Origin of the sequence: Pseudomonas sp. NA-150 (assembly GCF_044336365.1) — a bacterium.
Classification (GTDB): Bacteria; Pseudomonadota; Gammaproteobacteria; order Pseudomonadales; family Pseudomonadaceae; genus Aquipseudomonas.
In genome coordinates, this window is record NZ_CP172305.1 from 3,718,980 (window position 1) to 3,739,780 (window position 20,801).

Sequence of the window (20,801 nt, forward strand, 5' to 3'; positions counted from 1 at the left end):
AATACTGCGAATAGGTACTAAATTTTATCGGTCAGGCCGCGCCCTGCTCTGCGATCCGCACGGCCAGTTTGACCAGGCTCAAATCACTACCCCTTGGCCCCATCAGCGAGATTCCCAGTGGTGCGCCGTCTTTTTTGACCAGAGGCATGCTCAATTGCGGCGTCCGGCACAGCACCGAAATAGCCAGCAAGTGATGGGAAATCTTTCGTGTTTCCTCGATCTCTTCGTCCTTGGCGCTGAGCAGCGGCGCGATGTCCGGTACGGTCGGCATCACCAGAACGCGATTGCCCAGCAGGTGCTCCCAACGTGCGGCGAATACCTCGCGTAGCGCGCAGGCATCGTTGTATTGCTCATCGGTCACAGCTTTGGACCAGGCAAAGCGTGCGGCGACGTCGGGGCCAAGGGTCAAACCGTTACGCTCGATGAAGTCGCCCTGAGCCAGCCACGCCTCGCGGCCCTGAATATAACGGAACGCCCAATACGCCTCGTTCAGCGAGGGCAGTTCGCCCACCAACGTCTGCAGGTCTGGGCAACACGCGTTGATTTGCGCGAAGGCCGGGGCCAATGCGTCGAGGGATGCCGTGGGAATCAGCGCAAACAGCTCATCACTGATGACCAGTTGTGGCTGGTCCGGCAAGGGTGCCGAGTCTTCGCCCAGCAGGCACTCACCCACCCGCCCGAACAGCTCGGCATCGCGCGTGAAGTACCCGGCGGTGTCCATGCTTTCGCACAGCGCCTGGGTGTTCTCAAGTGACACCCGCCCGTGGCTCGGGCGCAGGCCAAACAGCCCGCAATAGCTGGCGGGTGTACGCACCGAACCACCGGTGTCGCTGCCCATGGCAAAGTCGCACAGGCCATTGGATACCGCCGAAGCAGACCCCGAAGACGAGCCACCAGGGATACGATCATATGCCGCACCGTTACGCGGCGTACCGTAGTGAGCGTTCTTGCCGCTCATGGAAAACGCCATCTCGTTGGTGTGGGTCTTGCCGATCAGTTCGGCGCCCGCATCCAGCAAGCGTTGAATAGTCGGCGCGGTTTTGCGTTTGATTCCGGACATGGCCAACACATGAGGATTGCCACCGCCGGTGGGGTAACCTGCCACGTCGAACAGGTCCTTGGCGGCAAAGGTATAACCGGCCAGCGGGCCGCCGGCTGCATGGGGTACATCGACAGCCGGATAAGGCATGAAGGCAAAAGCAGAATCAGTCATGACAGAGACTCGCAAACGGGTTGAACAGGAACCTGATTCCAGTGATGACAGCTCACTGAATGGTCGGCAATAACGTCTTCTATAGCGGGCACCGCGCTGCGGCAGAGATCGCTGGCCCGTGGGCAACGCAGGGCAAACGCACAGCCGGAGGGCAGGTTAGCCAAATCCGGTGGTGCGCCTGGAATACTGATCAGTCGCTCGCCCTTGCGCAGGCCGTCTTTGGGGCGCGTTGCCAGCAGTACACGGGTGTAAGGATGCTGTGGGTTGTTGAGCAGTTCGGCCAACGGCGCCTGCTCGACGATGCGTCCGCCGTACATCACCGCCACCCGGTCAGCCACCTCCACAGCAGCGCCAATGTCGTGGGTGACGAAAATGATCGATAGCCCAAGGGCTCGCTGCAACTCGCGCAACAGGATCAGAATCTGGATCTGCACCGTGGCGTCCAGCGCCGTGGTCGGTTCGTCGGCCAGCAGTATTTTTGGCTGGCAGGCCAAGGCCAGCGCGATCATCGCGCGCTGGCGCATGCCGCCGGACATCTCATGGGGGTAAGCATCCAGGCGTTGTTCCGGGCTCGGAATGCGCACGCTGCGCAGGGCCTCCAACGCCGCCACACGGGCCTGGGCTTTGGACATCGGCCGATGGCGGCGCAGGGCTTCGACGATCTGTTGACCAATGGTGTACACCGGATCAAGGGCCAACAACGGCTCCTGGAAAATCATCGCCGCCACCGGCCCGCGCAGTGCTTGCAACTGGTCTCGGGACAAGGCCATGAGGTCCTGCCCAGCAATCTCGATGTGGCCTTCGATGCGTGTGGTGCGCTCGGAATGCAGGCGCATCAAGGCGCGCAGCGTCACACTTTTTCCGGAACCGGACTCGCCAATCAGCGCCAATACCTCGCCCCGCGCGACCGACAGGCTGACGCCATTGACAGCCGACAACGTCTGCCCGCCTCGCTTGAAACGGACCTTGAGGTCGCGCACGGTAACCATGGGTTGTTCGCTCATGCCAAGGCTCCTGTGTAGATCAACTCGGCCGCCGGGCTTTGGCTATGCGCTGCCCCCGGCTGCACCATCAGGCACGAGGCAAAGTGGTCGGTGCCGGTCAGCGTCAGTTGCGGTGACGTTTGCGCACACACCGCTTCAGCGTGGGGACAGCGAGTATGGAAGCGACAACCCGACGGCGGATCGATCGGGCTGGGGGGGTCACCGGACAGCGGCGAAATCAGGGTTCGGTTGGCCGGGTCCATGGACGGCATCGAGGTCAACAGCGCCTGGGTGTAAGGGTGTTGCGCGTCGCAAAACAGGGCCTCGGCAGGACCGACTTCGACGATTTCCCCCAGGTACATGACCATGATCCGGTCAGACAGATAGCGCACCACGTGCAAGTCATGGCTGATGAACACGTACGTCAGTTGCAGGCTGTCCTTGAGGTCGAGCAACAGGTTCAACACCTGGGCTTCCACGGACTTGTCCAGGGCCGACACCGCTTCATCGAGGATCACCAGACGCGGGTCCACAGCCAGGGCGCGCGCGATATTGACCCGCTGACGCTGTCCGCCAGAAAGCTCATGGGCATAACGCCCGGCGAAACGGCTCGGCTCAAGGCCAACGCGCCCCAGCAGATCCCGGGCACGCTGCAATGATTCACGGCGGCTAACGCCATGCACCGATGGCCCGAAGGCCACCGATTGCTCCATGGTCAGGCGCGGATTAAGCGACGAGTAGCTGTCCTGGAACACCATCTGCACCTGGCGTCGGTAATCGCGCAACGGCAGTTGATGACCGCCCACGCTCATGGCGTCGAAGATCAGCTCCCCGCTGTCCTGTTCGATCAACTGCATCAGCAGCCGGGCGGTGGTGGATTTGCCACAGCCCGACTCCCCGACAACCCCGAGTGTCTCGCCCTTGAACACCACGAAATCGATGCCATCCACCGCGCGAACCACGCTGCGGTTACCCAGCCCTCCCTTGACCGGGAAGTGTTTGACCAGCTTATCCACCTTCAACAGTGATTGCGCCGGACCGCCAATATCACGCTTGGTCATCGTCAGCTCCGAATCGCCATGGCCGCTCGCAAGCGGTCGGCGAGCACGTTGAAAGAGATCGAGGTGATGAAAATCATTGCCCCCGGCAGTGCTGACACCAGCGGTTGGGTATAAATGGCGGTACGCAGGGTGTTGAGCATCAGGCCCCACTCCGGCTCCGGCGGCGTAACCCCCAAGCCGAGGAACGACAGGCCCGACGCAAGGATCATCGACACCGAAATCAAACCGGTGGTGAAGACAAAGATCGGCCCCAGCACATTGCCCAGCACTTGGGTCCGGATGATGGTAAACGCCCCCGCGCCTGAGGCTCTCGCTGCTTCGATGTAGTCGCGATTGCGCACCTGGGTGGTAACGCTTTCGGCGATTCGCGCCACTTGGGGCACGAACACCAGGGTCAGCGAGATCAGCGCATTGTTCACCCCGGCGCCCAAGGCCCCGGAAAACGCAATCGCCAGCAATACCGACGGGAACGCGTAGAACACGTCCACGGTGCGCATGATCAAGCTGTTCAACCAGCCGCCAAAATAACCGGCGATCACCCCGATGGCACCACCGATGAAGAACGCGAAAATCACCGGGGTGATGCCCATGAACAGCGACAGGCGCGCGCCCAGCATCAGCCGTGACAGCATGTCGCGACCGAGTTCGTCGGAGCCCAACGGGAAACCCTGGGTGCCGATCGGCTTGAGGCGTTTAAACATTGAGGTGGTGAATGGATCGCCCGGCACGATCCACGGCCCGAAAACGGCCAGGACCAACAACAGCAGAATCACCACTGCCACCAAGAGGGCTACGGGATCGCGACGAACCCGACCGAACACCTCGCTCCAGTAACCCGGAGAGCTATCGACCGGTGCGATGACCCGCGTAGCCGGCCGCAAAATCGACAGGTTCATGCTCAGCCCCTTTTGATACGTGGATCGAACAGGGTCTGCAGGATATCCACCAGCAGATTGAGCGCGACGAAGAACAAGGCCAGTACCCAAATCGTGCCCTGCAGCAACGGCAGGTCACGCTGGAAAATCGCTGAGTTGAGCAACAACCCGGTGCCGGGCCAGGCGAACACGGTTTCCACCAGAATCGAACCGCCCATGAGATAACCGATTTGCAATCCCATGACTGCCATGGCAGTGGGTGCGGCATTCTTTACCACGTGCAGGAACAGGCCCCACTCCCCCAACCCTTTGGCGCGCAGGCCAATGATGAACTCTTGGGATAGTATTTCCGCCACCTGAGCCCGCACGGTTCGCGCGATGATTCCCGTTGGGATCACCGACAAGGTGATGGCTGGCAGGATCATGAATTGAAAGTGCGCCCAGTCCCACGCCCAGGCCGACTGGCCCATGGGACCGCCTCCCGTTGCCGGTAACCAGCCCAGTTGAGAGGAAAAGACGATCACCATCAGCATGCCCAGCCAGTAGTGCGGCACGCTGACACCAATGGCAGAACACGCCGAAGCGATCTTGTCCAGCCAACTGTCCTGAAAGTAACCGCCGACAAAACCGAACAGGCTGCCCAGGAGGAAGCCGATCAGCGTCGCCAACACCGCCAGGCGCAACGAATAGCTCACGGCATTGAGTACTTCGCTGCTCACTGGACGACCGCTGGCGATAGACATGCCGAGGTCGCCATGCGCCGCGTGCCAGATCCAAAGGCCAAACTGCACGGGTAATGGCTTATCAAAACCATACGCGTTGACCAGTTGTTGGCGCAGCGCTTCAGAGGCATCCGGCGGCATCACTGACACCAGCGGATCACCGGGCGCCATGTGCACGAGCATGAAACACACCAGCGCCACGCCTAGCAGAATCGGGGTCGCCAACAGCAAGCGGCGAAAGATATAGGCAAGCATAGGCTTCCTCTCTCGGGGTAAATCACGGTTCGGCGGTCACCACACAGGTTCGTGCAGGCTTCTTAGTCCTGCTTGGAAACCAGTGTCAGGTCGATAAACCAGCTTTGCGGTTGCACCACGCCAGTGACTTTCGGCGAGATGGCCCGTGGGCCGACGTCATGGGCAACGTAGAGAAACGGCACCTCATCGAGGATCGCGGCGTGAAGTTTGCCGGCAGCTTCGTCCAGCGCCTTGGGATCGAACGACGTGCGCACCGTGGTGATCAGTTTCTCCACCTCGGGCGAGCTGAAGTAGCCCCAGTTGTTGGAGACTGGCGGGAACGCTTTCTCACTGGAGAAACGCACCATGCCAAAGTACGGGTCCATGACCGCCGCGCTGACGTTAATCGCATTGGCGCCCTGGGCCGCTGGGTCCTTGGCCCCCAGACGCCAACTGCTGAACAGGGTGTTCCACTCGGTGACCGCGATATCCACGTCGAAGTAGCAGCTCTTGAGGCTCTGTTGGATATATTCGTTCATCGGCAGTGGCTGCATCTGCCCGGAACCTGAGGCCGAGGTCAGCACCTTGACCTTGATCGGGTGTTCCTTGCTGAAGCCTGCGTCAGACATGAGTTTTTGCGCGGCCGCCTGGTCGTACCTGATCTTGAAATCCGGGTTGCCATACCACGGTGAATCTTTCTCGTAAGTGCCCGTGGCTTCCTGCATGTAGCCGCCCAGGTACACCTTCAGCTCGCTGCGGTCCAGGCACAGGTTGGCCGCCTGGCGCACCCGTTTGTCGAGCCACGGCGAGCCGGGAGCGAACGAGAACTGCCACGGCCACAGGTGCGGCTGACCATTGGCGTAGATCTTGAACTCCTTCTTTTTGAGCTGATCGATGGCGTCAGGCGCCGGAGCTTCGATCCAGTCCACCTGGCCGGACAATAACGCAGCGGTTCGGGCGTTGGCCTCAGGCAATGGCAGCAGGACCACATGATCGACCTTGGGGACTCGCTTGGGATCCCAGTAGCCGGGGTTCTTGTCCAGCACCAGTTCCTGACGCGGCACCATGCGGTCCATCTTGAACGGGCCGGTGCCCACCGCGTGGCTGGCGAAGGCGGTCCAGGCCAGCTTCGAGCGCTCGGCCGGGTCAGTGGTGGTGGCCGGCACTGCCGCGAAATCTTTCTGCCAGGCAGTCGGCGACGCCATGAACAGGTTGGTCAGGTTGTACGGCAGCACGGCATCAGGTTCGCTGGTGGTCATCTCGACGGTCAGGTCGTCGATCTTGCGCGCGCCCCTCAACGTTGGCATGCGCGACAGGGTCACGCCGATCTGCCCGGGTGCAAATTGCGGTGCCTGCTTGTCGAGCACCTTGTTGACGTTCCACACCACGGCATCGGCGTTGAACGCAGAGCCATCGTGAAACTTGACGCCCGGACGCAGCTTGAAAGTCCATTTGGTGTGGTCGTCCGGGTTGACTGCCCACTCCGTTGCCAGACCGGGTACCAGAGTGCTGGGTCTCTCGCTTTGCGACAGGTCCCACTCCACCAGCGAATCGAACATCGTGATTCCGGTAAAGCGGTTGCCTTCATAGCCTTGATCCGGCTGACCGAGAGTCAGAGGGATATCCGCGGCGGTCATGGCAATACGCAGGGTGGTTTCGGCCATGGCGGCCAATGGCGACAAGGCTCCGACCCCGATTGAGCAGGCCAGTGCCAGCCGGGTAAAACTGCGTGCGCGGATTGCTGAAGCGTGCGTCATGGCGAATTTCCCATCAGTCAGGTAAGGAGAGCTGACGGGACCAACGCAATGCGTATACCAACTTTTCATGCCCCTTTTCGGTCGAGCCCCATTGCCATAAAAATCTTTTTATTAATCAACTGCCTATCCGCGATCAAAAAATACCGAATGATTTTACCCAAACGTTTGGGTGGCGTTGCGCAATGCTTCGTGCAATCTTTTGGTACGCCCTGCTCCATCGTGGCGCAACGGCTGTACATCGTGGCTTTGCCGAGGCGAGCCCCGCAGCCATTCGATCCAACGTGAGCTTCGCGCCTTGCTCACCTGCGCGCTCAGGCATACCTCATGAACAGACGTCCGGCCACGCTTCGCGGTATCGCCCAGCAACTCAACGTTCATGTTTCAACGGTTTCCCGGGTCCTCAATGGCACACTGGACCACGCGGGTCGCGCGGCATCCAAGGAAACCGTCGAACGCATTCGCGCCCTCGCGGCCAGCCTGGATTACCAGCCCAACACCCATGCCCGAACGCTCAAAACTCGCCATAGCCACGAGATTGCGGTACTGGTCCCGAGACTGTCCGACATCGTGCTGGCAACCATCTACGAAGGCATCGACGAAGCGGCCAGCGCCTCGCGGTATACGTCATTCGTCGCCAATACCCTTGACCGTCCGGAGCGCCAGCGTGAGCGCGCCGAACGCGCGCTGGCGCGAAACGTCGAAGGGCTGATCATCAGCGATGTGCATTGCACCCCAGGGGTGGGGTTTCTCGAAGAGCTGGAAGACCGACAGGTACCCTTTGTGCTGGTCAGTCGGCGGCGCGGCCAGCATTGTTCGATAACTTCTGACGATGAAATGGGCGGCCGCTTGGTCGCTGAGCACCTTTTTGCCCAAGGGCATACCCGAGTGGCTGTAATCGCCGGTGAACCCTATAGCAGCAACGCACGGGAGCGCACGTCCAGCTTTATCGAGTATTACCGGGAGCGAGGTATCGAGATCGACGCTGAGCGCATCATCCCCGGTCATTTCGACACCGAAACCGGTTTTAGCATTGGAGAGCGTCTGTTGGCTCATCCCCTGCCGCCCACCGCGATCTTCGCGGTTAACGATTTCCTGGCGATCGGTCTGTTTGGCGCCATGCGCAACCGGGGTCTGGTGGCCGGGCGAGATATTGCGGTGGTCGGTTATAACGACACACCCTTGGCGGCCCACCTGCAATTGACCAGCGTCAGCACCAGCATGCACGCCCAAGGTATACGTGCCGTTGAAAGCCTGCTCAAGCGGATCGCAGGCGAGCCGGTGCAGTCCCATCGTTTTCCTGCGGTACTGAATATCCGGGCCAGCAGCCTTTACCTGCCCTGACGTCGGCAGACTTGCACTCACAATGCATTCAGAATCCAAAAAGGGCCCGCCATCGCGCAGATGGCATTGCACCAGGGTGAACCGTCAGAGGTGTTTGAGTGGTTCAAGGTTGGGCTAGCGGTGGGGAATGCGCGGAATCAGGAGCCTGAACTGATAAGAGCGGGCATCAAGCAATAATCCTGAATACTTCAACTAAACGCCGATTAAGCATTGAACGATACGAGCGTGAGTGGACATTCTGCGAACACCCTCTCGTCAATCCGGGTTGGCTATACGAGGAATCAACAGTTCTGACCGCTGGCTTTAATCTGTGGACCGTGGCGGCGTGCATCGAACCAAAAAGTAACCACCTGTTTAGCACCAGCATTACCGCAGCCACACCGTATCCACCTAAAGCGACCGGGCGACGCGCTCAGCGACTGAGCTTGGTGATCTTTGAACCCTGCAATCCCAGCCCGGCCATTAAGCCCTTTTGATCAAAGATGAACGCATAGATATCGGACTGAATCGTTGAAGTCGTCAGCGACTTGGCCGTGCCAGCATCTTCGACCACGATGCTTGGGCCCACGCCGACCTCAAACCCATTGCCAGTTTTCAGCTCGCGCAGCGCGGAATCGCTCATGAAGAACATCACGTACCCAAACCTCTGCACGCCTGCCTGAAGGCCGTATGAGGCTGCTGTGGTCGAGTAGTATCCCGTGACTTTGCCGTTCTCGATCAATTCACCTTCGCCATGGTGTGCGCCAGCGATGAAGCCTGCTTTCACCACATCAGGGAAAACGAGGATACCCTTGGCTTTCTGCGCGAGGATGCGCGCCTGCGGCGTATTGGTATACAAACTCTTTAACGCCGCGTTCGCCTCCTGGTCCATCTCAGTGTCCACAGCCATCGCACCAGAGGCGGAAGTTGAATGATCCATTTGGCAGCCCGCAGTGATTGCGACGATTGAAATCATTGCCATCATTCGAAGGTATTTGATCATGAGGAATACTCCGTTTTCTGCACTGGCCGCTGGGGAACCTGCGTGACGACAGTCGTTGCGGACCAACGACTGACGGGGTTTACCTTTATTGCGTCGCTGCTCACAGGAAATGAGACTTTAATCCTATTAAGCGGTGGGTCAAATGCTGCACATATGCCAATTAAAATCGGAGTAATTTCTCAGAGCTTATGACATCTAACCACTGGGGGGTGGCGATTATTTCATAGCGAAATCATCATTACTTTGTTGAACATTAAGTACTCTTTATACTCCACAGTTTTTTAGAATAGGTGAAGATTGAAATCGTTGCTTACCGTTTATCCGGTTAAGCAAAAGCGATCTTCGCAGTCGCCAATCCCCTGTTCACGGATTGTGCGATGGAGGCGCAGAAAGGGCTCGCGGCAGTGCCGTATCGTCGACCTGATACCCGTTGATGTTCCCGCGCTGACGGTATCGATCAGGTAAGGCAGCGGCAGCAAATATCTCGGCGCCGACGATCATCTGCAAACTGCTAATGGCTGATCATCCAGGGTCGGCCCGCCGCCTTTCCTTTAAGTGCATGAGGGTTGGCTTTCGTCGGTTCTAGCTTCTTGCTAGGACCGCAACAACCGCACCCACTGGGGTGGCGGCGACTGTCCTGATATTCAGTGACGGTTTTGGGGGCGTTGGAGCTGCGCTCATTCGTTTGCGCCGCTGATGTGGACCTGCACTGGCGCCGAACCGAGCAACGCGTAGCCTAGATGGCAACAGCGCCCTGACCGACAGCGAGCATGTCGTTAAGGGCTTTGAGGCTGGCGCTATTGATTACGTGACCAAACCCATCCAGTGCAATGAGGTGTTGGCGAGGGTCGCATCTCATCTTCGTACCTCGCGAATACTTCAGTCGGCACGTAATGCTTCTCAGCCTGTGGGATTTGAGGACGGCCCAACGTATCAGAAACTGTCGAACCGATTCCAGCTCACCGAGCGTGAAATTCAGGTGCTGCGCTGGGTAAGCTGCGGCAAGACCAACAAGGATATAGCCGATATTCTGCAGTTGAGTCCGCGAACGGTTAACAAGCACCTGAACATATCTACATCAAGCTCGGCGTCGAAACCCGGACTGCCGCGACGTGTGTGGCATTGGCAGCGATGGCGAGCACGCGATAACCACGGCCTGAGTGAAGTCAGAATATATTTATTCTTATAATTCAATACGTTAGTTCGCGGTAAAAAAATCAAAAACAGATAGTTGTATACACAACCGCTAGATGCTTTAATAATAGTTGCAGGCACAACCATCTCGTGTGCAGCTGTTTTGAATACCCGCAATCACCAAGAAAATCCGGAGATCCGCCATGCCAACTTATACCGTCACGTTGTCCGTTAAAGGTCTGACCTCAGACAAAAAACAACGAATCGCCAGCGGGATCACTCACGCACACCACGGTGCGACCGGTGCACAACGCTTCTTCGCCGAGGTCATCTTTCGCGAAGTCGATCCGGGCGATTTCTTCATTGGTGGCAAGCCGCTCAAAGGCGACAGCATTTACATCCACGGCCACATTCGGGCTGGGCGATCTGCTGAGCAGAAACAGGAACTGATGGCGCAAATTCTGTCGGCCGTCACTGACGCCGCCTCAGTTCCGGCGCGTTGCGTCTGGATCTATATCACCGATATTCCAGCGACCTCGATGGTTGAATTTGGTCATGTCCTTCCTGCTCCTGGAGAGGAAGCAGCCTGGCTGCAAGGGCTTCCAGAAGACGACCGCCGTTTCCTGGCTGACCTCGACAGCTAGATCATCAGCGCCCATTTATTTCGACGATTTGCCCAGACCACAACAAACACAATAGGGGACGTCACCATGGCCAATACGGCACCCATTGCATCCGCGAAACCACTAGCTGCCCACGGGATGACGAAAGAAGAACGAAAAATAGTGTTCGCCTCCTCTCTCGGCGCCGTTTTTGAGTGGTATGACTTTTACTTGTATGGCTCATTAGCGGCCATCATCGGCAAACAGTTTTTCTCCGGCGTAAACGAAACCGCTTCCTTCATTTTCGCGCTGCTCGCGTTTGCGGCGGGTTTTGCCATTCGCCCATTGGGCGCCCTCGTGTTTGGGCGCTTAGGGGACATTGTCGGACGTAAATACACCTTCCTCATCACCATCGTGCTGATGGGAGCTTCTACTTTTTTAGTAGGTATTCTGCCCAGCTACGCCTCCATCGGCGTCGCCGCTCCCGCATTACTGATCGCGCTTCGGCTGATTCAAGGGCTCGCGCTGGGAGGCGAATATGGTGGCGCCGCCACCTACGTTGCCGAGCACGCGCCAAAGGGTAATCGAGGACGATTTACCTCCTGGATTCAAACCACCGCAACACTAGGGTTGTTCTTGTCACTGCTGATCATTCTGGGCACACGGCTGGCAATGGGTGAGGCTCACTTTTCCGAATGGGGTTGGAGGATTCCATTCCTCTTCTCCGCACTTTTGGTTGGCGTGTCCGCATGGATACGGATGTCGCTGCACGAGTCGCCCGTTTTTCTGAAAATGAAGGAAGAGAAAAAAACCTCCTCAGCGCCGATCAAAGAGGCTTTCGGCAACTGGAAAAACATTCGGTTGGTGCTGATTGCCCTGTTTGGTCTGGTCGCCGGCCAAGCTGTTATCTGGTACGCCGGCCAATTCTACGCGCTGTTTTTCCTGACGCAGACGCTAAAAGTCGAGACGGTGACGGCGAACCTTATGGTCTCGGGCGCCTTGTTGATAGGCACGCCGATGATTGTATTCTTCGGAACACTCTCGGACAGAATCGGCAGAAAGCCCATCATCCTGGCTGGTTTTCTCCTGGCAACGCTGACCTACTTTCCCATCTTCCATGGGCTCACACGCTACGCCAACCCCGCGCTCGCAGCAGCACAAGCCAGCGCTCCGGTAACCGTCGTGGCAGACCCAACAGCCTGCTCATTTCAATTCAACCCTGTGGGCACATCGGAGTTCGTGAAGTCGTGCGACATTGCCAAGTCGTTTCTGGCCAAGGCATCGGTTAACTACGTAAATGAAGACGCGCCCAAGGGGAGCGTTGCATTCGTTAGAGTGGGTAACAGCGTCATTACCAGCTTCGAAGCAGGCACCCTGAGCAAACCGGAAATCGCGGAGAAAACGGTTGCGTTCAACACGCAACTGACGGGTGTCATCCGGTCTGTTGGTTATCCTGCGACAGCCGATGTGTCAGCGATCAACTACGTGGCGGTGATGCTGCTTTTAATCGCGTTGGTGTTGATGGTTGCCATGGTGTACGGCCCTATTGCGGCTATTCTCGTCGAACTGTTCCCCACTCGAGTCCGGTACACCGCAATGTCGTTGCCCTATCACATCGGTAACGGCTGGTTTGGTGGTTTTCTGCCAACGACCGCGTTCGCGATGGTTGCAGCAACCGGGAACATTTACTCCGGCATCTGGTACCCCGTGACGGTCGCTGCGGTGTCCTTTGTCGTCGGGCTTATTTTCTTGCCTGAAACCTATAAAAACGATCTAACTTGAGTAAGAAGTCTCATTCGGCCTTTGGTGCGCGAGGAGAGGAAGTTCCGCTCGAAGGAACGACAATTCTCCCCCCGCTTTCTCCGTCACGGAATATCTTCTGAGTCGGTAAGAACTATCACGAGCACGCTGCTGAGTTCAGTAAATTTGGCTTTGATCACAGTGTCAAAGAGGGCGAAATCGCGCCGGAATTTCCCGTCATTTTTACCAAAACCCCTGAGTCTGTGATCGATCATAAGGCGCTTATCCCACTGCAAGTTGCAAACCTCTGACCACCGACATAACGACGTGAGTAAAAAATGAGCTTAAGAGATAAAATTATTGGTCAACTCGGTTTCGGCGCCGCTCCCCTGGGCAATATGTTCCGGGCGATTGACGAAGAAGAAGCCATTGCCACTGTTGAAGCAGCCTGGGACCAAGGCATCCGTTTTTTTGATACCGCACCCGTTTACGGCGCAGGTCTATCAGAAACTCGTTTGGGTAAAGCCCTGGCAAAACACCACCGTGACGAATACACCTTGGCCACCAAAGTGGGGCGCCTGATCTCTGACGAACTGCATACATCTGCGCACTCGGGTCCGTTCGGCCAGGGCAACCTGAATAAGATGCTTAGTGACTATTCCGCTGATGCGACCCTGCGCTCGATCGAAAGTAGCCTGGCACGCCTCGGAACCGACCGACTGGACATCGTATTCGTCCACGACGTCGCGCAAGATGCCCATGGCAATGAATGGATCGAGCACTTTAATATTGCCCGGAAGGGAGCATTCAAAGCGCTCACGCGCCTGAAGGGAGAAGGCGTCATCAAGGCATGGGGTCTGGGAGTGAACCGTGTTGAACCTTGTGAATTGACGCTTGATCTTGATGACGTCCGTCCAGACGGTTTCCTGTTGGCTGGCCGTTATACCCTGCTCGATCATGAGCAGCCCCTGCAACGGCTGTTCGCCAAGGCGAAGGCTAAAGATGCCGAGTTTGTCGCAGGCGGGCCTTACAGCTCTGGCGTGCTGGTCGGTGGCAAGCACTTCGAGTATCAGGAAGCTTCTGCAGCAATGCTTGAGAAGGTGAAGACCATCCACGAGATTGCTCGACAATACGACGTGGATATCAAGGCAGCTGCATTGCAGTTTCCGCTGGCCAACCCCCTGATTGCGGCAGTAATCCCGGGGGCCAGTCGGCCTTCACGGATAGCAGAAGACACTCAAGCAATGAAGAAGGTAATCCCAACAGGTTTTTGGCAGGCGATGAGGGATCGGGGTTTCATTTCCCCGAATGCGCCTACCCCCGATAGCCAGTAACTTTCCGCTCGATGGGTAGCGGGTGCTACCCATCACTATTTGAATTAGACCGCAGGACGCCGATCAGGCACCGCAATCCTCGCCAATAGCCTCGCTACCTGCATGCTGAATAGTTTCCAGCGCCTTGAGCAGGCCCGTGTCCACGGGTCCTACCAGAAAACTCTGAAATTCTTTTTCAACCTGACGCTGAGCAAGACGCCAGTAATCTTCTGCCTGCCTGAGCATTTTGGTGCCTTCCGGGCTGAGGCTTGCGACCTTGAATCGAGCGTCTTGCTCATTACTGATGCTCACCCAGCCCGCGTCGATCAACAGTTTCAAGGAGCGCGAGATGGTGGTTTTATCGAGCGCAGCCTCTTTCGCCATTTCGGTAAAAGTGGCCGATCCCAGTCGCTCCAACGCGCGCAGCATTGAGAACTGAGTAATTTTCAGCCCAACAGGTTTTAACGCACGATCGTAAATACTGGTCAGCGAATTGGCCGCGCGACGAAATTGTGTGCAATAGCAATCGGTAAACATGGATGACTCCCTTTGGCCGCTGACCGCTCGGACAAGGCGACAGAAATGACAGTAGATGCACATACAACTACATATCATACCTGACGTTGTCGCAGCATTCATCCGTCTCGTCTGCCCAGTGGGCAGTCGATAGGTATGAATAGCGTTCATTTGGGCCGGGAATATCCAGCGCACAATCAGCCCTAGGGCTAAAGATAGGCGTCTTGCAACTCGCCACGGAGCAGAAAACGCTCAACGCTGGGCTTGGGTTTTGCCATTTGCCCACTTTCGCGGGCGTGTAAAAAACCTCCCATAAAGGCCGGAACCTTTGCCGGAGAGCATCAGCCGTTGCAGCCGATGCGCAATACCCTGTACTAAAGCAGCGCTGCCTTGGCATGGGTCAACGTCTCCAGCTCACCGCTTTCCAGTAGCTGCTTATACGCCAGGGCGTCGGATTCGCGATGGTAAACACCGACCAACACGCCGCCTTGCAACACGTCCCACATCGTGACACTGGCATTGATTGCGTCATGCGACATGTGGTCGTCAGTGCGCTCGTTTATGATTATTTCCATCTCAACTCTCCACACCCTGTTATGAAAACTATGCCATCCACATTACGCTTCATTTTTTAAAGCGTAAAGTCATATCCGGTAATGACTGAACCTGCGACCCTTTGCCGGAAGGTTGCGCATGAATCAAATAAAGGGGACGTGGCGGGTTGTATTTCAGTTTCAAGTCGGCGGCGATCGCAGCGACATGATTACCACGAGCCCTAAAGCTGCAGTCGCAGCCGCCAGCAGGAAGGAGTCCGAATACGCCAACGTTGCAGCTTGATTGCCAACTTGGCCGGACAAAAGCGCGATCGCTTTAGGGGTGTTGGCCGGATCTAATATGCCGAAGCGGGTCAAAGCCCCTTGGCTGAAGCCAGCGATGCGGCCACTGACCATGCTATCGCCAGACATGACATGAATGCCCAGAAGGTTCGAGTGGATCTGCGCCGAAACTCGTGTGTACGTTTGAATCAGAGCACTCGCCAACTCCCCTCCCATCAGTCGTGCAATCTGGACAACCGCGCCGAATGTAATGACCTGGATGGGGTTCAGATGGCGAACCATGAAATAAATGAGGGAGGTTAGAAACATCGTTTGCCCCACGGCCTGCATCAACATGGAGGGTACGAACTCTGTTTCTGACCACTGAGACGTCAATTGGCTAGCCGCCAGGCAAGCCACAATAACCAGGCTCATTCCTATGACGAGCGTAACTCGAGCATCCACGTAGCGAAGCATTACCCCAACCAGTGGCCCGATTATGAACTGAGGCAGGGCGACCCAGAGCAGGATTTCGCCCACTTGTTGCGGTCGAAAGCCTGCTACCTGAGTCAGGAACTGAGGAACGATGAAGTTGCTGCTCAGTACAAGCAGGCGGCCGATCGTTAACAACACAACGAGTTGAATAATGTTGCGCTGAGTCAGAAATTTGAAATCGATGAACGCATTGGGATTGCGGTAACCATGAACAATGAAGGCCAGTAGCAGTATTGCTCCAGACACCAACAGTCCAACAATCAACCCCGACGACAGCCAGTCCAGGCGATTACCTTGATCAAGTGCAGCGTAAATGACAGAGAACCCTAGCCCGGCAAAGGCCATACCCCAGAAATCACCCTTCCCCTTTACCTCAAGCTTCGTGGGCTCTCGTGGTATTCCAAAATAAACGCAGACGATCAGCCCGAGGACCAGCGGCAGGTTCTGCCAAAAGATCCATTGCCAACCGCCATGGTCAATGTGCCAACCCTCGAGCGTGGCGGCTATGTTCAGCGACAACTCAAGATTCATTGCGTAGACGCTGATACCCAGCGGCAACATTGCTTTTGGCAGATTGCGAACCACCACGCCAATGGCCAGCGGGACAAACGTCCCCGAACCCAACCCCGCAATAAAATGCAAAACCAGAAAAGAGTTAAGACTTGTCGACATCGGCAGGAAAAGCTCAGCGAATCCGAAAACAATCGCGCCGACAATCAAGACTCTTCGAGGGCCATAAACCAGGCCCAGCCACACAGCTATAGGCCCCATCAGCATTTGCGCGACGCTGAACGACGTAGGGATCCAGGCGCGCTCATCGACACTCGCGCCCAGTGCGGCACCGATGTCGGCAATGCCGAAATTGGTCAAGCGACTGGAAAGCGTCGACACAAAAGCCGCAAGCATCACCGCAAGAATGCCGACCCAAGGGTGGGTTGACTCCACCCGCCCCACTTCGACCAAGTGCAAGAGGTGCGATACCCCGCGGTTACTCCTCACCATGCTAATGTTTTTCCGTGGTGGAAGTGTCGATGGACGCGGACACGGAAAGCCCAGGCCGCAATAACGAAGCGACGCTCTCCGCAGGCAAGTCATCAAGCACCAGCTTGACTGCCACCCTCTGAATCACCTTGGTGAAATTACCCGTTGCGTTATCCGGCGGAAGCAACGCGAAGCGTGACCCGGAACCCGGTGCCCAGCTATCGACGTGTCCGTGAAAAACGGTACCCGGAAACGCATCGATTTCAACCGAGACCTTTTGCCCCCGACGCACATTCGTCATCTGGGTTTCCTTGTAATTGGCGATCACCCAAATATCCGGCAACCCAACCACCGTAATGACCTGTGCGCCTACCCCCAGGTATTGCCCGGCTCGAACTTGACGAGTACCCACCACACCGTCTCTCGGCGCACGGATTTGCGTATACCCAAGGTTGATCTGACTGAGCGTCAACGCTGCACGTTGACTCGCCACGTCGGCCTGCGCCACCACGACTTGAGAGGCGATGGTGTCCAATACACGCCTTACCGCCATCAACTGCGCCTGTTGCTGAGCTTGACCGGCAGTAGCCTGTTTGTTGCTGGCATCCGCCTGGTCCACCGCTTGCTGGGACGCAAAATTCCCACGAGCAAGCAAGTCGTGCTGGCGGCCAGCTTCCTGTCTGCTTAATTGAGCGCCGGCTGCGGCCGCTGTGACTCCCGCAGCCGAAGCATTAATCGTCGCTTCCTGCTGGACACGTTGCTTTTCAAAAACGGCGACCTGAGCAAGACTCTTGTCCAGACCTGCCTTGGCCTGTGCAACCTGTGCCTGATAGTCTTCATCGAAAATCTGTACCAGCACATCATTCTTGTGCACGACCTGGTAATCGTTCACCAGCACCGCGCTGACGAGACCGGGAACCCTTGCCGACAAGGGGATTACATCGCTTTCCAGGTAAGCATCATCGGTGGTTTGAGTCGTAGAAACACCGGTCCAAAAACTCCATTTATCGGCAAACACCCAGATACATCCAAGCGCTAGGATCAGCACACTTAAACGAGCCAGCAGCCCCCACGTCGAGGACGGTGCCCTTACTTCGGTGGCGGCGGGAGCGAGTAAATTCTGAGCCTCAGTCATGACGCCTTCCACTTCACTGCGTACAGATCAGAGACAACGACCTCATGACCTGCCGCCTCCAAAGCAACGACCGCACTTTTTTTTAGATGGCCTGAAAGAGAAGCGGGCTCAGGATGAGCAAATACAATGAAATACTTCATTACGTACACCTATGAGATTCGCAAGCGATGACGAGCTGATGGCGCGTCAGAATCATCGAAAACAGGTTTTACAGGCTGTAACGCGCGGCAGGCTGATTGCGCGATACATTGGCCGCGACTGCCTTTTCCGCCGCTTGGTAAGCCTCCCAATCCTTGACCTCAGGCAACGATGGGATACAAACCAGTTCTTCCATTTCCAACGCGCTGAGCGAAGCCGACACCAGGTCATCAGCCGACATGACCCGCTCCGGGGGGAAGTTTGCGAGGTCTGCACCTGCCAGTTGATGGAAGTCTGTCGCCACCACGCCCGGGATCAACGCCTGGATGTGTACTCCAGTCCCTAGCGCTTCCAATTGCATGTGTCGAGTGAACGACAGAACGTATGTTTTAGAAGCGCCGTACCCTGCGTTACCAGGCAGAAGAATGAAGGCGGTGGCTGAAGCAATATTGATTATTTTGCCGCTCTTCTCCTTGGTCATTCTTTTCATCGCACTGTGGGACAATCGGCTCATCGCGATAATGTTGACCTGTAACATCGTTTCAAGCACATCCGGGTCCAGGCTTGCCACTGTCCCTCGGGCGGCGTACCCGGCATTGTTGATGAACAGGTTTATCCTTGCGCCCTCTTCAATACGCTTACAAACATCCGTCACCCCTTGCGAGGACGCCAAATCGGCCTCAATCACTTCAACCTTGATGCCGTAGTCCTGTGTAAGACGAAGCGCCAGGCTATCCAACAGCGGTTTGCGCCGAGCGACGATAACCAAATCATAGCCAGCGCGTGCCAAATGCTCGGCGTAGACCTTACCGATACCGGATGACGCACCTGTTATAAGAGCACTTTGAGACATCACAACCTCCACCTAAAATAATCACTGGCGCACAGAACAGACGAACGTTAGCGCCACGGTTCGATCACTAATTTACCCATACTCCTTCGGCCCTCTAACTCCCTGTGAGCAGCGGCCGCTTCTGATAACGGGTAACGACCCTCCACTCGAATTTTTAACTGACCTGACACCGCAAGCTTGATCAGGGTATCCGTCGCCGCGCTCAGGACTGGGGCGTGAGCCACGCTAAAGTAGGCAGGCAGATAAAATCCCACTAACTTCAAATTTTTCTCAACCAGCCTGGAGGGTTCGATCACTTGGTTTTCATTCACGCCGCGACCAAACTTGACCAATGTTCCAAACTCGGACAAACAGTCCAATAGACCATTGACCGTTGCACCAGAAGAATCATATCCAACATCAATACCTTTGCCCTTGGTGACGTCTAGAATCTGCTGACTCCAATTATCCGAGGACGTATCGATGGCACAATCAACGCCATTATTACGCGCAAAAGTGCGTTTGGTTTCTGAACTGGCTGAGCCCACGATCAGCGAGGCGCCAAACAAACGGGCGAGTTGAACCATCAGGGTTCCAACGCCACCTGCCGCCCCTTCTATAAAGACCGTTTTTCCCTTCAGGGGGACGAGTTGATGAGTCAAAAGATAAGCGGTAATGCCTTGGGCCAGCAGTGCGGTTGCGGCGCCAAACTCAATGTCGTCAGGCAGATGGATCGCCCTTGTTGCATCGACCACCGCATAGTGCGCATAGCCCTTGGACGCAACACGGCATAACACACGATCCCCCACTTCAAAATCGCCGACAGACTGGCCAGCCTCTATCACCGTGCCGGCGACTTCAGTACCCGGCTCATAAGGCAATATCGTCGGAATCAGATAACGATCCGTACGACGCATCACGTCGCCATAAAGAACGCCCGCCGTTTCCACTTTAAGCAACAATTGTCCCGCGATGGGCACGGGAACAGGGACATCGACCAGCGTCAGAACATCAGGACCACCAAAGCGATTAACTATAACTTGCTGTGACAATCTCATCGACATTCCTCACTCCGCAGTGATGCGGATAAATAAATCACTCAGCGCTCCGTCAATTGATATATTCGTCGCACAACAACTTGCACAGCACGGCAAGTTAAGGTGATCACGACAGGCTTCCCAGCTCGCCAACGCGATGTTCGTTATTACCAATTCTGTTGATTCCCGGTTGACCAAGGTAGGAGCCGAAAACACTCCGCCCCTACCTCAACCCTCCTTAAGGCTGGACGACTGCCTTGAGGAATTCGTCGACCGTGGTCACTTCGTGGCCAAAGGCAGGATAGGAAACCTCCAGCGCAACCTTGTGAACTTCCTCCGTAAACTCGGCGACGGCGTCGGCGAGATACGTCACATGGTATCCAGACTCAAGGGCCTGGGTGCCGGTCACCTGGATACAGGTGTTAGAGGTCAGGCCGGCCAATACCACATTTTCGATTTTTGCAGCCTTGAGATGCTCATGCAGGTCAGTGCCCTCAAACGCATTGAAGCTGCGGTGACGACTGATGATGGTCTCACCCTCAATTGGACGCAGGGGTTCGTAGAAATCCGAGCCCCATTCGCCGATCCAAAAAACTTTATTATCCAGTGCGCCCTGCCAACGTGGCAGGACATGCTTCACGCCGTCAAAACTGTGTTCGTGAAAACCGTGTGGAACAAAAAACACTTTAACGCCGGCGGCACGCGCGCCTTCCAACAAACGGTGGAGATTAGGTTTGAGATTGGTCTTTTCAACCATCGGACCAATTGCGCTAGCCATTTTCCCGTTGTCATCGAGGAAATCATTGAGAACGTCGACAAGCAGAAGCGCAGTGTCAGCGGTTGAGTAGCTGTGCGTCATTTCGAATACTCCAATTGTGCTCTGTGTAAAAAACCC

General features: G+C 56.4%; 18 protein-coding genes and 4 pseudogenes. 6 read left to right on the plus strand and 16 right to left on the minus strand.

Going from position 1 to position 20,801, the window contains the following annotated elements:
* Window positions 1-31: 31 nt before the first annotated feature.
* The 6 genes from ACF0H7_RS17690 to ACF0H7_RS17715 all read right to left on the minus strand — a co-directional run bounded on the left by ACF0H7_RS17690 (window position 32) and on the right by ACF0H7_RS17715 (window position 6,845).
* Window positions 32-1,213 carry an amidase gene (locus ACF0H7_RS17690; RefSeq protein WP_397448200.1) on the minus strand — a complete coding sequence of 394 codons (1,182 nt, stop codon included), beginning with the start codon at window positions 1,211-1,213 and terminating at the stop codon, window positions 32-34.
* Complete coding sequence (locus ACF0H7_RS17695) at window positions 1,210-2,217, minus strand: ABC transporter ATP-binding protein (RefSeq protein WP_397448201.1); 1,008 nt, start codon at window positions 2,215-2,217, stop codon at window positions 1,210-1,212. Before ACF0H7_RS17695 ends, ACF0H7_RS17690 begins: the two co-directional genes overlap by 4 nt.
* Window positions 2,214-3,257, minus strand: coding sequence for an ABC transporter ATP-binding protein (locus tag ACF0H7_RS17700; RefSeq protein WP_397448202.1), 1,044 nt, complete (start codon window positions 3,255-3,257; stop codon window positions 2,214-2,216). Before ACF0H7_RS17700 ends, ACF0H7_RS17695 begins: the two co-directional genes overlap by 4 nt.
* 2 nt (window positions 3,258-3,259) lie before the next feature.
* Entirely contained in the window at window positions 3,260-4,153 is an 894-nt protein-coding gene (locus ACF0H7_RS17705; protein ID WP_397448203.1) for an ABC transporter permease, read from the minus strand.
* Between the two features lie 2 nt (window positions 4,154-4,155).
* On the minus strand, window positions 4,156-5,109 hold the full coding sequence (locus ACF0H7_RS17710) for an ABC transporter permease (protein ID WP_397448204.1): 954 nt from the start codon (window positions 5,107-5,109) through the stop codon (window positions 4,156-4,158).
* Between the two features lie 62 nt (window positions 5,110-5,171).
* On the minus strand, window positions 5,172-6,845 hold the full coding sequence (locus ACF0H7_RS17715) for an ABC transporter substrate-binding protein (protein WP_397448205.1): 1,674 nt from the start codon (window positions 6,843-6,845) through the stop codon (window positions 5,172-5,174).
* Window positions 6,846-7,169: 324 nt separating this feature from the next.
* On the opposite strand from ACF0H7_RS17715, the gene ACF0H7_RS17720 reads away from it, so the two are divergent.
* Window positions 7,170-8,186 carry a LacI family DNA-binding transcriptional regulator gene (locus tag ACF0H7_RS17720; protein WP_397448206.1) on the plus strand — a complete coding sequence of 339 codons (1,017 nt, stop codon included), beginning with the start codon at window positions 7,170-7,172 and terminating at the stop codon, window positions 8,184-8,186.
* Window positions 8,187-8,243: 57 nt separating this feature from the next.
* Window positions 8,244-8,363: pseudogene (locus ACF0H7_RS17725) on the plus strand (DUF159 family protein); the annotation flags it as partial.
* A 235-nt stretch (window positions 8,364-8,598) separates the two neighbouring features.
* On the opposite strand, the gene ACF0H7_RS17730 reads toward ACF0H7_RS17725, so the two are convergent.
* Together ACF0H7_RS17730 and ACF0H7_RS17735 are read right to left on the minus strand one after the other, a co-directional pair.
* Window positions 8,599-9,168, minus strand: coding sequence for a YSC84-related protein (locus ACF0H7_RS17730; RefSeq protein ID WP_397448207.1), 570 nt, complete (start codon window positions 9,166-9,168; stop codon window positions 8,599-8,601).
* Window positions 9,169-9,679: 511 nt separating this feature from the next.
* Window positions 9,680-9,865 (minus strand): annotated as a pseudogene (locus tag ACF0H7_RS17735) (zinc ribbon domain-containing protein); the annotation flags it as partial.
* 51 nt (window positions 9,866-9,916) lie between these two features.
* Here ACF0H7_RS17735 and ACF0H7_RS17740 point away from each other — a divergent pair.
* The 4 genes and pseudogenes from ACF0H7_RS17740 to ACF0H7_RS17755 form a co-directional block, all read left to right on the plus strand.
* Window positions 9,917-10,317 (plus strand): annotated as a pseudogene (locus tag ACF0H7_RS17740) (LuxR C-terminal-related transcriptional regulator); the annotation flags it as partial.
* A gap of 188 nt (window positions 10,318-10,505) precedes the next feature.
* Window positions 10,506-10,946, plus strand: a complete 441-nt coding sequence (locus ACF0H7_RS17745; RefSeq protein WP_397448208.1) for a tautomerase family protein — start codon at window positions 10,506-10,508, stop codon at window positions 10,944-10,946.
* A 66-nt stretch (window positions 10,947-11,012) separates the two neighbouring features.
* Window positions 11,013-12,686 carry an MFS transporter gene (locus tag ACF0H7_RS17750; RefSeq protein WP_397448209.1) on the plus strand — a complete coding sequence of 558 codons (1,674 nt, stop codon included), beginning with the start codon at window positions 11,013-11,015 and terminating at the stop codon, window positions 12,684-12,686.
* A gap of 296 nt (window positions 12,687-12,982) precedes the next feature.
* Window positions 12,983-13,978: an aldo/keto reductase gene (locus ACF0H7_RS17755; protein ID WP_397448210.1), complete on the plus strand. Its 996-nt coding sequence runs from the start codon at window positions 12,983-12,985 to the stop codon at window positions 13,976-13,978.
* Between the two features lie 63 nt (window positions 13,979-14,041).
* Here ACF0H7_RS17755 and ACF0H7_RS17760 read toward each other — a convergent pair whose 3' ends face one another.
* The 8 genes and pseudogenes from ACF0H7_RS17760 to ACF0H7_RS17795 all read right to left on the minus strand — a co-directional run bounded on the left by ACF0H7_RS17760 (window position 14,042) and on the right by ACF0H7_RS17795 (window position 20,765).
* The gene (locus ACF0H7_RS17760; protein WP_397448211.1) at window positions 14,042-14,494 is read right to left on the minus strand and encodes a MarR family winged helix-turn-helix transcriptional regulator; all 453 of its coding nucleotides are present in this window, start codon (window positions 14,492-14,494) and stop codon (window positions 14,042-14,044) included.
* Window positions 14,495-14,847: 353 nt separating this feature from the next.
* Entirely contained in the window at window positions 14,848-15,048 is a 201-nt protein-coding gene (locus tag ACF0H7_RS17765) for a hypothetical protein (protein ID WP_397448212.1), read from the minus strand.
* Between the two features lie 159 nt (window positions 15,049-15,207).
* Window positions 15,208-16,752 carry an MFS transporter gene (locus ACF0H7_RS17770; protein ID WP_397448213.1) on the minus strand — a complete coding sequence of 515 codons (1,545 nt, stop codon included), beginning with the start codon at window positions 16,750-16,752 and terminating at the stop codon, window positions 15,208-15,210.
* A 34-nt stretch (window positions 16,753-16,786) separates the two neighbouring features.
* The gene (locus tag ACF0H7_RS17775; RefSeq protein WP_397448214.1) at window positions 16,787-17,899 is read right to left on the minus strand and encodes an HlyD family secretion protein; all 1,113 of its coding nucleotides are present in this window, start codon (window positions 17,897-17,899) and stop codon (window positions 16,787-16,789) included.
* Window positions 17,899-18,039, minus strand: a pseudogene (locus ACF0H7_RS17780) (NAD(P)H-dependent oxidoreductase); the annotation flags it as partial. The gene ACF0H7_RS17775 and the pseudogene ACF0H7_RS17780, both read right to left, overlap by 1 nt.
* Before the next feature lie 68 nt (window positions 18,040-18,107).
* A complete protein-coding gene (locus ACF0H7_RS17785; RefSeq protein ID WP_397448215.1) occupies window positions 18,108-18,890 on the minus strand; it encodes an SDR family NAD(P)-dependent oxidoreductase in 783 nt (260 codons plus the stop codon).
* 47 nt (window positions 18,891-18,937) lie between these two features.
* Window positions 18,938-19,927, minus strand: a complete 990-nt coding sequence (locus tag ACF0H7_RS17790; RefSeq protein ID WP_397448216.1) for a zinc-binding dehydrogenase — start codon at window positions 19,925-19,927, stop codon at window positions 18,938-18,940.
* A gap of 217 nt (window positions 19,928-20,144) precedes the next feature.
* Entirely contained in the window at window positions 20,145-20,765 is a 621-nt protein-coding gene (locus ACF0H7_RS17795) for an isochorismatase family cysteine hydrolase (RefSeq protein ID WP_397448217.1), read from the minus strand.
* Between the last annotated feature and the right edge of the window lie 36 nt (window positions 20,766-20,801).